Raw genomic sequence first — 12,357 nt, 5'->3', positions numbered from 1 at the left:
TGACTATAATTGAACGGCATGTCCCCCATCAAAAAAGTACAGCCATTTTTCATGCACGGGCTCGTCTAAAATATCCTCCAAGGCCTTCGCATATAGATCCAGCTGAAAACGATACTGCTCTGCCAAGGCCGAAACGCCGCCGCGATGCTCCAGGACCCGGTCCGTTTTATAATCCAGCAGCACAAGTCTACCACCCTGCCTGAACAGGCAGTCCACAACCCCTTGGATCAGCACGGTTTCGTCCTGAAGGAGCTGCACATCCGGTGCTGCTTCGGCCGCTTGGTCCGAGATTTGGTCCATGAAAGCGAGCCCTTGGTATGCTTCAGCTGCTGGGAGTGCATATGAAAACGGCATCTCGCGCCAGACATCCTCTGCCGTCAGCAACTGCTTCCCTACCTCGCAAGCGAACAGGCCGCTGATCTCCGTGGCTTCCACCGCGGCTGCCTGCTCACCGGTTAAGATTTCTTTTTCCACAAGGTAGCGGATCGTGTCTTCAATCTCCGGCGTCGGTTCCGCGGCTCCCTCCAATCGTTCAAGAGGCACATGCTGCATGATCGTATGATACACGGTTCCCCGTTCCGAGGGTGTCAGCTTTGTTGACTCCATAAATTTCGGCCGCCGCAAGCTTAGTGTGAAGGATGAGCCTGCCCCGATATTTTCCTTGCTCTGGCGTTTTACGGCCTGCTCCTCCAGCAGATCCAGGGAGGGGCTGTCCTGCAAGGCAAGCAGCTTCTTCATCTCCGTTACGGACGTTTTGGCGGATATTTGGCTGACCTTTTCATAACGATATTTCCAAGACAAGCGCTCATAGATGCTTGAACGTTGACCATCTGTGCTTTTATCTTCCTCTTCGGCTATAGCAGCCACGGGAACAACCGGCTCGAGCTTGCGCAGGGCATTCAGCTTATTCAACCGATCATCGCTATCCGCCTGCACGTCATCCTCAATGCCGGTCATGCCCTGCGCCAAGGATTCCGGTGTCTCAATCGAAATTATCCATTGCGATCGATCTTCCCTCAACACGCGTGAGCTCGTCTCTCCGGGTAATCCCGCCTTTTCGCGGAGCACACCTGCGGATGGATGGCGTATCACGGCCGGGCCGATCCAATCCAAGTAACTCCGGCCACGGGCAAGGACGTAATCCGGCAGAAGAAGCTCCGGGTTAAAATCGGCTTGTGCCCACGCAGCCGCCTTCTTCGGCAAATCCTTCACCGTGCCGACCAGGATCATTTTCTCTTTGGGCCGCGTAAGGGCAACATAGAGGACGCGCATCTCCTCAGCCAACAGCTCCAGCTGCGACCTGCGCCGGATCGCCAGATTCGGCAGCGTCGGGTAGCTGACGCGCATGCCTTCATCCACAAACTTCGGTCCAAAGCCAAGCTCCTTATGCATCAGGAATGGGGAGTTCAAATCCTGCTGGTTGAAATTTTTGGACAATCCCGCTACAAAAACAACCGGGAATTCCAGCCCCTTGCTCTTGTGAATGGTCATCAGGCGCACTGCGTTGCCCTGACTTTCCGTACCGCCGGCCGTGCCGAGATCCCCGCCTCGCTCCCGGAGCCGGGAGATAAAGGTCAGGAATCGGAAGAGACCTCTGGAGGCGGTATCCTGTTCATACTGCACAGCCCGGTCATACAAGGCGGTCAGATTACCCTGACGCTGCTTGCCGCCGGGCAGACCGCCAACCCAATCCAAATAACCGGTTTCGCTGTAAATTCGCCAGATCAGATCGCTCAAACTTCCTTGGCGCGCTTCCTGCCGCCAGCGCTGAAGCTGATCCATAAACAATCCAAGTTTTGAGCCCAGCTCCGGAGATATTTCGATATTCTGACTTTCCGCTAATAACGGAGCATCCGAAAGAAGGCTGCCTGCCACGAGCTCATGACCTGCTGCTGCTTCGGCCAAGCCTTCCAGTTCTACGCCCGGTGTCCATTTGCCATCCACGAAGCCCGCAGAGCGTGCAGAATCCATGACCGGCGGGGCGACACTTAACGCGACTGCTGCCTTAAGCGCATCGTAGTAAGTCCCTTTGGCACACAGACGCACCTGCGCCATCTCTTCTTCGGATAATCCAAGTATGGGCGAACGCAATACGGAAGCCAGGGGAATATCCTGGCGGGGATTATCAATCACCTGCAGCAGCGATAAAATGATCTCCACTTCCGTCGCCTGAAAGTATCCCTTGTTCTGCTCGCCGAACGCCGGAATGCCTTCCTGCCGCAGCTCCTCCATAATTAACGGTGCCCATACCATGGCTGAGCGCAGCAAAATGACCATGTCTCCATATCCCGCGGGCCGCATCGATTTGAGTCCCTTATCGTACACCATAAGCGGCTTCCCGCTTTCGCCTGTCATCTCACGGATTCTACGGGCAATGGCGCGTGCCTCCAGCTGGGCGGTTTCCATTTCAAGCGCCTCAACCTCAAGCTGAACCCCATCGTCTTCGGAAACCGATTCTTCGGGCTGCGCCTCCGTCCCTTTTCCAAGACGGTCGATGAGGAGTAATTCAGGGGTGTAAGGGTTCGTGCCACCCTGAACCTCCTGCTCCGGAAAGGAAGCGCCGCATACAAGCTCTGCCCGTTCGTCATAGGCAATCTCGGCTACGGATTCATTCATGATCTGCCGGAACAGCAAATTGACGGCATCCACTACTTCCATTCGGCTGCGGAAATTACGGGCCAGATCAATCCGGATACCGGCTTGGGCAGTGCTTGCGTCAGAAGAAAACGTCTTATATTTATCGAGAAACAATCCCGGCTCCGCCAAGCGGAACCGATAAATACTCTGCTTCACGTCTCCGACCATAAACCGGTTGCCCGGCATTTCCCGGGAGATCAATCGTACGATGTCTTCCTGTACGCTGTTCGTATCCTGATATTCGTCCAACAGCACTTCATCAAACTGCTCGCGGTATTCCATGGCCGCATCGGAAGGCATCATACGGCCCGGCACGGAATCGGGGTGGCGAAGAATATGGAGGCAATAATGCTCAAGGTCATTAAAGTCGACCATACCTTTGGCCGCCTTGGCTTCCCGATATCGCTCGCCAAAAGCGATAACCGTCTCGGCCAGCTCCATCATCAGCGGCGCTGCCGTGTGAAGTTCCTGCAAAAATTCCGATGCCGGACGGCCAAATAATGCACTTTTCAGCTCGTTGACGATTTTCTTCACGTTGTCGCGCAGTTCCTTAACCTGTTCCTGAAGCTCCGGCAGCACCTCATCCTTCCGAACGGATTTGAGCTTGCCAAAAGACGCCTCGCGGAAAATGCCGTACAACGATTCCCACGGCGAAATATCGATGGCCTCAAGCAGGGAGGCGACCAGCCGTAAGTCGTCATCCAGATTATCCACATACGGCGCAGGCCCTCCCGGCTGCATGGCGATCGCCCTGGCTTGCTGCAGCAAGCCGGCTGCTCCATTCAAGGCCAACCGAGCATCGGCCAAAATGCTTTGAACCCATGGCGTTTGTCCGAGAGCCTCCGTACCTTGTACCTGGAAGCCGGCAGCCGTTTCCCTAAGCCAGTGTGCCGGCCACGAATGGCTGCGGGAGAAATCGTAGAGGCGCTGCACAAGACGGTACAGCGCGTCATCCGTTCGCTCGCCGCTGAACCAGTCCGCCAATCGTACAAAATGACTCTCCGGATCACCTTCGGCCTCGCCGTATTTCTCTTCGAACAGTTCCTCCAGCATATCCTGCCGCATTAAATCCGCCTCATGTTCATTCAGAATGCGGAATCCCGGATCCAGCGGTATTAACTGATAATATCGACGAATGACTTCCATGCAAAAGGAGTGCAGCGTCGTAATGGACGCCCTGCCAAGCAAAGCGAGCTGACGCCGGATATGCTCATTGTCCGGATCCCGGTCCAGCTCACGGTCCAGCGCTTCTCTTATCCGCCCCCGCATTTCGGCAGCAGCGGCCTTGGTAAACGTAGCCACAAGAAGCCGGTCTACGCTGAACCCTGCGGAATCGTCGAGGATTTTGCGAATGATCCGTTCAACCAGCACGGCGGTCTTCCCTGAACCTGCTGCAGCTGCAACCAGCATGTCATCGCCCGACATTGCGATGGCTTTCCACTGGTCGTCACTCCACATGCTGCCCTCGGGTTTTGCTATCATCTCTCTCACCGGCCATCTCCTCCCTTCGGATGCCCGAGCAGATCCCAAACCTGATCTTTACCCGGTTTACCCAGCAGCTGATACTCGCTGCCCTCAATCGCGTCGTCGAACTGGCATACCGGCCGGAAGGAACAGTACGTGCAGGCCGTCTCCTGCTGAATCCGGTATGGCACAATCGCGACATCGCCCCCCGTAATTCGGGAGCCGATATTCAGCATGTTCTCTCGCACGGCGGATAACAAGGTCTCCCACTGGTCAGGCGTTGCAACGGCTGCGCTGCTGTAGAAGCTGCCGTCCGTTTTGACGGCGACAGGCAGAATGGCCGAGTGCCCTTTTTCAAGGAACGAATCCATAAGGGAAACCGCTTCGCGGTCTGCCAGCAGCAAGCCCTTCATTTTGTAACGTTTGAGGAGCTCCTCTGCCGCCTGCTCCGGCGTCATGCCGTTTGCCGATTGCAAGACCGGATCATGAACATGGAAATACAATGTTCCCGCAGGCAACGCCTGTTCGCCGAGCCAGTCCTCGGCAAACGTCAGCAGCACGTCCAAATAGGTCAGCATCTGCAAGGATAAGCCGTAATAGACCTCATGCAGCCGCAAATCCTTCTGGCTCGATTTATAATCAATGACGCGCAGCATGATCCCATGCTCTCCGCGTGCCATGTCGACGCGGTCAATACGCCCGACAATCTCCATCTTGACCCCGTTCGGCAATTCAAACGTCAGCGGCGGCAGCGGCTTTCCGGGACCGAAATCAAGCTCGAGGCCGATCGGCTCGAATTTGCCGCGCCTTGCTTGTTCACCCAAAATCACGGACGCTCTGCCCACGATATTTTTCAGCTTGCGCGAAATATATCCATATCGCTTGGAGCTAAGCAGGATTTCACCCTGCAGCATCGGAGCAAGCCGATCGACCGTTGCTTCCGCCTCGCGCAGGCATTCCTCCGCGGTCAAGTCTCCCCAGCTTCGATGCTGCGATTGAAACTTCACGGCCATGCTGCTTAAGGCCGCATGAAATAGCTGCCCGATGTCAGGAGCCTGAAGACGGTACAGCTGCCGTTCTTTCAGCTTCAACCCATGGGAGGCAAAATGGGAAAACGGGCACGCAACAAAGCGCTCCATCCGGGATACGCTTGTCCGCAGCTTCGTTCCGTACAACTGCCTGCTGGTTTCCTGCTTAAGCGGCCGGGCTTCATTCCGGTAGGACAAGGATGAGAGCATCGAAGAAAGACGCGGTCTTACATCCGGCTGCTCCGCATACCAATTGTACACATGCCACCAAATGTCCGGGATCTCCTCTCCATTCCTCCAGTCGCGAAGCCGACCCGTTAAATAAGCAAGCGTCTTGTCCGGACGGGCCGCGTAATGCTCCTGCTCGCTGGCCGATTGCCCGGCATGCGGTCTTGGAAACAATGGCACCTCTTCCATCTGAAACATCAGCTTCAAATGGCGGATGACCTCGGATGGCAATAGCGTCTTGCCTTCATCGTCCGCCGCAGGATAACTGACCCATAGCTGCTTACTGGCCGAAGTCAGAGCATTATAGATCAGGAAACGTTCATCCAGCAGTCTTCGGGATATGCTTGGAGCAAGCTCCAAACCGCGGTCTTCGAGCTGAACACGCTCCGGTTCTGTCAGGATACCATCGTCCTGAAACTGGGCTGGGAGAACACCGTCGTTAATGCCGAGCAGAAAAGCATATTTCACGCCGCCCGTCCGTGTCCGGTCCATGCTGCCGATCAGCACTTGATCCAGAGACGGAGGCACCAGAGCCATTTTCATTTCCGTAAGTCCCGTACCCAGCACGCCCGTGAACAATTCGGTGCTTAACTTCTCCGCACCCATCATCTCCACAATCTGGTCGAGCAGGTCAAGCACAGCCCCCCATACCTGGCGGTGCTCCCTGGCTTCCTCAGGACGCCCGGCATCCAGAGCTGCCCGGCTTAACAGCTCCAGCTTTTCAGGAACAGCGGTTTCCTCCAGAAGCCGATAAACTGCGGTGCTCTGATCCATTGCACTTGCAGCCTTTTTCATCCGTTTCTCAAACGCATGCAGCGGCTCCGTAATCACCTTTCTGGCATACTCAATCACCTGCATGCCATCGGGATTTCGCGCCTCGCTCTCCCCGTCTTCTAATGAGAGGCTTGGAATTCCCTTCCACGGACGGCCATCCGTCCAGCGCGTGCCCTGGATTCCGGAAGCCAGCACATGGTTCTCCAGACGGTCCATGTCCTCACGGGTAAGCGAACCGTCCAGCGGCAGCAGCAGATCTGTCTTCACGCAGCGGAATACATCCTCATAACGCCAGCGACGTCCGATGATATCGAGCGCAGAGCGAATAAATTCGACCAGCGGATGATGCAGTTCGCTTCGCTTCTGATCCAGGAAATAAGGAACGCCGTGTTCCCTGAACAAAGGACCTATCAGATGTTCATATTCCCCCATATTCCGGACAAACACGGCCATTTCCCGGTATCTTGCTCCTTCTTCCCGGGCGAGACGCACCATTTCACGTAAAGCCCCTTCAATTTCAGCCCGTCGGTGACTGGCAGCATGAAGAAGAAGACCTGCGCTTCTACCGTCCGGATTGCTCTCTGTAACTCCGTCCCGGGCAGCTTCAGTCCAACGTTTCTTCCGATCATAACCGCGTTCGAGGTGGGCAAGCAGAGGGGATTCTTGAAACCGTGGAAGAACATCGGGCTGCAGGATACGATGCGCCGTATCCACCCCGATCTCATCGGCAATGCCTTTAAGCTTTATGTACGTCACCGCGGTAGGATGAAAGAGATCCAGCTCATGCGGAGCATTCCCGTTCGTATAAGGCTTGTCCAGTGTCAACGCGATCGTTACGCGGTTGGCATGGGTCATAATCTCCTGGAGCACCCGGTACTCCTGTGGCGTAAAGCCGTGGAAACCATCAATCCAAATGTCCGCGCGCTTGATATAGTCGGATTGGGTCACTCCCTCTGCCAAAGAGGCCAGCGTATCTTCCTCATCCATGTAAAACCGTGAAATCTCAAGCTCAAAATCGCGAAAGACTGTTACAATGTCCTCCAGCTTGCGCCGAAGCATCGGTGAATTCCCGGAACCTGACACCATCTGTTCCAGCTGCTCCTCCACGCAGGAAGCGTCAATGCAATAGCGCTTCATTTCCGTATACAGCTCGCTCAGCTTGCCGACAAAACCATGCTGCTCCCCCGAAGCCCCGAACAATTGGAGCTCTTCTTTGCGCCTCCGCAAAATTTTATACAGCAGCATGCGCTTGCCTTCTTCGCTGATCGCCACTTTCGCGGCCCCGCCGGTTTCCTGCATGACACGGTAAGCCAGTCGACGGAAACTTAGCACTTGCGCGCGCATCATCCCGTGAATGCCTCCTGCATTAACGAGTGCATGCTCCGCTTCATAAGACCCTTGCTCGGGAACGATCAGTATCATTGGATTCCCCTTGGGATCTTGCTCCAATCGCTCGATCATCTCTTGGCGGATCGACGTGCTTTTGCCGCTGCCCGACCTGCCGATAACAAATTGAATGCTCATGCTTTGCCCCCTTTACATCGTCTTTCGAAAGGGACTCCTTCACCTTCAAAACCAGCTGCGTGCCCGGTGAAATCATGCCCTTGAATCTATTGGTCAAATCTATCAAAATTCATGTGAAATCCACGTCTTGGTTCGTTCTCTATCAAAAAAGATGCTGATTACTAGTATAGCATAAGTAACGTTTAATGGAACATACGTTTGGATTTCATTCCCATTCCAAAATATTGCGGGCAACCAAAAAAGGACCCCGCCATCGTGGTTCACCCACCATGGCAAGACCCTTCGCATTAACCGCGTAGCTGCGGCAATTTAAAGCTTTGATTTGCTGCGCACTTCGAACACGGCAAATTTCAAATAATGGCCCTCGTCGACCCCAAGAATTTGCGGATGATCCTTGCCAGCCGCACGCCATTCCACAAGTCTTAAAATTTTGCCGGCATCTTTCGCCGCATCCTGAATCGTCTCCAGAAACAAATCCGGCCGCATATGGTACGAGCAGCTTGCAGTAACCAAATAACCGCCCTCATTCACCAGTTTCATGCCATGAAGGTTGATATCCTTGTACCCGCGGCAAGCCCCTTTGACGGCAGACCTGGTCTTGGCAAACGCCGGCGGGTCCAGAATGACCACGTCCCAAGAACGTCCACCTCCCGCGGTCAGCGGTTTGGAGGTATCCACTTTCTGGTCCCCTTGCGCACGTTGTTCGCGTTCTTCCAAGCCTTTTACCTGGTTGCGCAAATATTGGAAGGCGTCGTCCACTACAAACTCCACGCGATCCTGGAATCCGTTCAATTCCACATTCTCTTTGGCGCTTTCAATGGCATGCTCCGATATGTCAAGACAGGTTACTTTCTTGGCCCCATAAAGGCATCCATGCAGCGTAAAACTGCCCGTATGCGAAAAGCATTCCAGCACCGTGGCTCCGTCCCAATAGGGAAAAGTGACTTCTTTTCCGCTTTTGTTCACCGGTAAGGTCTTCATCTCACCGTCCCGTTCCACAGTCTGGAGCGTGATCCCGCTGCGGCTTCCCCAACCATTCATTAACGGCTTAATGGATGCCCGATTCTCCCGCTGATCAAAGAAATAGCCCGTCTTCTGCCCTTCCTCGATATCCACCTTGATCTTCAAGCCGTTCTCCGTCACCGTTACGTGGCGCGGACACTCCCCGTAGAGAATGCCTGTGCGCTGCTCCAGCCCTTCCAGTTCCCGGATGGATACATCGCTCCGTTCATAGATTCCTTTCGGCTGGACCACCTCGACAAGCGCGTTCACGATGTCCTCGCGGCAGCGATCCATGCCCAGCGTCAGCAGCTGCAAGACCAGTACATCATCAAAACGGTCCACAATCAGCCCCGGCAGAAAATCCGCCTCGCCATATACCAGCCGGTAGGCGTTCTCATCTCCGATAAACCGTTCCCGGTGTTTCAGGCATTCCTGGAACCTGGCGATAAAAAAAGCCTTGTCCATCGTCTCAACCGGCTCATACGAAACGGTGCGTACGGTGATTTGAGATTGCGGGTTGTAATAACCGGAGGCGAGAAAACGGCCCTGATGGTTTAACACCGATACGATATCACCTGGCTTGGGTTCACCCTCGACAGAGGCAATCTCGCTTTTATAAACCCAGGGATGCCCCTGCTCCAGTCTCTTTTTTCGACTGCGCTCCAAAATTACCGATGGCACTGTATTTCACTCCTTAAGTTAGCCCCTGGCCATTTCAATAGGCATGCATGTCCGCCAAGGGTCATATACGTAATTAAGAAAAAAGTCTATCGACAGACTTTCACAGTAGCGGTTGCTTCATATCCAATCCACCACTTTATTTCACAAAAAGGAGAACATCATGCTATCCTCACTCTGGTTTCCCATCTGTTATGGTCTTGTCCTGTTCCTGTTCGGCATGAAGGTCATGGAGGTTGCCCTCCAACGCTGGGCCGGTCCGCTGTTGCATAAGTGGCTCCATAAAGCGACATCCACGCCCCTTAAAGGCATGATCGCCAGCACAGCGGTCACGGCCCTGCTGCAGAGCAGTACCGCCGTTACCGTGCTGGCTATAGGTTTCGCCAATGCCGGATTGTTAAGCCTCGCCGGTACGCTGGGCGTTATCCTCGGCACCAACATTGGGACAACGGTAACCACCGAACTCATCAGCCTGCAGATCGGACAAGCCGCCATGCCCCTGCTTGTCCTCTCGCTGATGTTATGGGTCGGGGCCGTCCTCGTCAGCGAGCGCGTGCCTCTGAGCTACGATAAGTTAAAAAACAATTTGATCCGCAGCCAGTTTTTATGCCTTGCTGTCGCCGGATTCTCGCTGGTGCTGCTTGCTATACAATTCATGCAATCCATCGGCCCGACCCTTCAAAGCCTCGGTTTGTTCCAGTGGTTCCTGGACCACGCTTCGCGGAGCGTCCTCTGGGGCATTGCAGCCGGAACGATATTGACTGCTCTGATGCACAGCAGCGCCGCTGTCATCGCAATGGCTATGGGACTTGCAGCCAGCGGTGCGCTGCCTCCGGAGATCGGCGTTGCCATCGTTCTGGGTTCCAATGTCGGCACCTGTGCAACAGCACTTATAGCAGCGATTGGCAGTACCCGAGCAGGACGATTCGTGGCCTGGTCCCATATGGGGCTGAATATCGGCGGAGTCCTGCTCTTTACTCCGTTCATAGCGGGTTTAACCACCGTATCCGGATGGTTAGCGGCGGATCCGGCCGGACAAATCGCCCATGCGCAAACCCTGTTCAATGTCGTATGCTCGCTCATCGCCCTTCCACTATGCTATCTGCCCTTCTGGAACAAGCGGGCAAAGATCTAAAATTATTTCATATCTTCATCCGCAGGAATGCTTACTTCAAGCAGCGTTAACGCTTTACGCAGGATGATATCATTGTTGTTGTATCCGTTGCTGCGCTGCTTCCTCCAAGCGGCCAGAGGCTCAAACCAGTCCACCCCGTTGATTTCCTCGATTTGGGGCTTCAGGTCACCTTTTTCTGCCTTAACCAGATAGTAGTGAACCTCCTTGTCTACCTGGCCGAATTCGGGATGATGGTATTTATATGCAATAATGTCCACTGGAGAGGTGATGGATCCGACTATACCTGTCTCCTCGCAAATTTCTCGAAGTGCTGTCTGCTCGACGGTTTCACCGGCTTCCATCTTGCCCTTGGGAAGCGAGGTTTTTCCATAACGGTCCAAAATAAGCTGGATCTGAAGCGCCCCTTCATGATGACGGTATACCACGCCGCCTGCGGAAATCTGTGTATATGCCATGTCCTATTCCTCCTTCATGTACAACAAGGATTCCACTTCCGGTAGCCAGGAAATGAAATCCTTGTCTGGTATGGCCGCTATGGGAATTACTGAGCAGCTGCCTTTAGTCCATGATCCATGACGCTTAGGAGTTCGCCCTCGCATTCATTTACACCGGCTTTGGTTACTTTTACACGGCACAGTTTGCCTTCGAGATCAGACGATCCGTTGAATACAAGCTGCAGATAATTATCGCTGTAACCCTGCATCTTTCCGCCCTGAGGGGCACCCTTGTACTCACGTTCCGGTATCACTTCCAGAATCTGACCCACAAAACGTTCAGCATAAGCAAGCTGCAGCTGCTCCGACAAGTCAATCAGATCATGGACGCGTGCATTCTTCACTTCCTCGTCCACCTGATCCTCCATCCGTGCTGCCGGCGTACCGGTACGCTTCGAATACGGGAATACATGCATTTCGGAGAACTGAATCGCCTTCATCAGGTCATAGCCGTTACGGAACATTTCATCGGTTTCGCCAGGGAAGCCAACGATAACGTCCGTCGTAATGCCCACATCGGGCATCGCTTGACGAATCAAGCCCATCTTGTTATAGAACTCTTCGGTTGTATATTTACGGCGCATCCGTTTCAATACCGTATCATCCCCCGCTTGCAGCGGAATATGAAGGTGGCGGCACATTTTACTGGAGCGGTTCAGCACATCCAGCATCTTCTCATCGATCTGGCTTGCTTCAATGGAGCTGATGCGGATTCGTTCCAAACCGTCTACCCGGTCAAGATCCCACAACAAATCGGACAATCTGTAATCTTCAAGATCATCTCCGTATCCGCCTGTGTGGATTCCGGTCAGCACGATTTCCTTATAACCCGCTCCAACCAGCTGATGCGCCTGAGTGATGATGCTCTTCGGATCACGGCTGCGTGACAAACCGCGGGACCAAGGGATAATGCAGAACGTACAGAAGTTGTTGCAGCCGTCCTGGATTTTTAGAAATGCACGAGTGCGTTCAGCAAAATCCGGAACGTCCATTTCTTCAAATACCCGGGTCTTCATAATGTTGCGAACAGCATTAATCGGCTGGCGCGTCTTTTCAATATCATGGATGAAATCCATGATCTTATCGCGATCCTGGTTCCCGATGACAAGATCCACGCCCGGTATGTCCAGAATTTCTGCAGGCGAGGTTTGAGCGTAACAGCCCGTTACGGCCACGATGGCCTCGGGATTGCGGCGAACCGCGCGTCTGATCATCTGACGGCTCTTCTTGTCCCCTGTATTGGTAACGTGGCAGGTGTTAATCAAATAAACATCTGCGGTTTGTTCGAAGTCCACCTGGTCGTAGCCTTCATTTTTGAAGTATTGCCAGATGGCCTCGGTATCGTAAAAATTGACTTTGCAACCCAACGTATAAAACGCTACGGATGGCATGT

At 54.0% G+C, this 12,357-nt stretch carries 6 protein-coding genes; 1 reads left to right on the top strand and 5 read right to left on the bottom strand.

From position 1 onward, the window contains the following. Nucleotides 1-3: 3 nt before the first annotated feature. The 3 genes from addA to PAEVO_RS01080 all read right to left on the bottom strand — a co-directional run bounded on the left by addA (nucleotide 4) and on the right by PAEVO_RS01080 (nucleotide 9,338). The gene (addA, locus tag PAEVO_RS01090; RefSeq protein ID WP_100539283.1) at nucleotides 4-4,119 is read right to left on the bottom strand and encodes a helicase-exonuclease AddAB subunit AddA; all 4,116 of its coding nucleotides are present in this window, start codon (nucleotides 4,117-4,119) and stop codon (nucleotides 4-6) included. A 5-nt stretch (nucleotides 4,120-4,124) separates the two neighbouring features. Next, nucleotides 4,125-7,655, bottom strand: coding sequence for a helicase-exonuclease AddAB subunit AddB (gene addB / locus PAEVO_RS01085; protein WP_100535907.1), 3,531 nt, complete (start codon nucleotides 7,653-7,655; stop codon nucleotides 4,125-4,127). Nucleotides 7,656-7,964: 309 nt separating this feature from the next. Then, complete coding sequence (locus PAEVO_RS01080) at nucleotides 7,965-9,338, bottom strand: class I SAM-dependent rRNA methyltransferase (RefSeq protein ID WP_100535906.1); 1,374 nt, start codon at nucleotides 9,336-9,338, stop codon at nucleotides 7,965-7,967. A gap of 160 nt (nucleotides 9,339-9,498) precedes the next feature. Here PAEVO_RS01080 and PAEVO_RS01075 point away from each other — a divergent pair, with 160 nt between their 5' ends. Beyond that, a complete protein-coding gene (locus PAEVO_RS01075; protein WP_100535905.1) occupies nucleotides 9,499-10,470 on the top strand; it encodes a Na/Pi cotransporter family protein in 972 nt (323 codons plus the stop codon). A 2-nt stretch (nucleotides 10,471-10,472) separates the two neighbouring features. On the opposite strand, the gene PAEVO_RS01070 is transcribed toward PAEVO_RS01075, so the two are convergent. Both PAEVO_RS01070 and mtaB read right to left on the bottom strand, forming a co-directional pair. Continuing rightward, nucleotides 10,473-10,925 carry an NUDIX hydrolase gene (locus tag PAEVO_RS01070; RefSeq protein ID WP_100535904.1) on the bottom strand — a complete coding sequence of 151 codons (453 nt, stop codon included), beginning with the start codon at nucleotides 10,923-10,925 and terminating at the stop codon, nucleotides 10,473-10,475. Nucleotides 10,926-11,011: 86 nt separating this feature from the next. Continuing rightward, nucleotides 11,012-12,355: a tRNA (N(6)-L-threonylcarbamoyladenosine(37)-C(2))-methylthiotransferase MtaB gene (mtaB, locus tag PAEVO_RS01065; RefSeq protein ID WP_100535903.1), complete on the bottom strand. Its 1,344-nt coding sequence runs from the start codon at nucleotides 12,353-12,355 to the stop codon at nucleotides 11,012-11,014. Between the last annotated feature and the right edge of the window lie 2 nt (nucleotides 12,356-12,357).

It is taken from the genome of Paenibacillus sp. GM2FR (genome assembly GCF_002803325.1).
Taxonomy (GTDB): Bacteria; Bacillota; Bacilli; order Paenibacillales; family Paenibacillaceae; genus Paenibacillus_AQ; species Paenibacillus_AQ lautus.
Note: the sequence above shows the minus strand (reverse complement) of the source record. Positions and strands in the feature narration are given on the sequence as shown.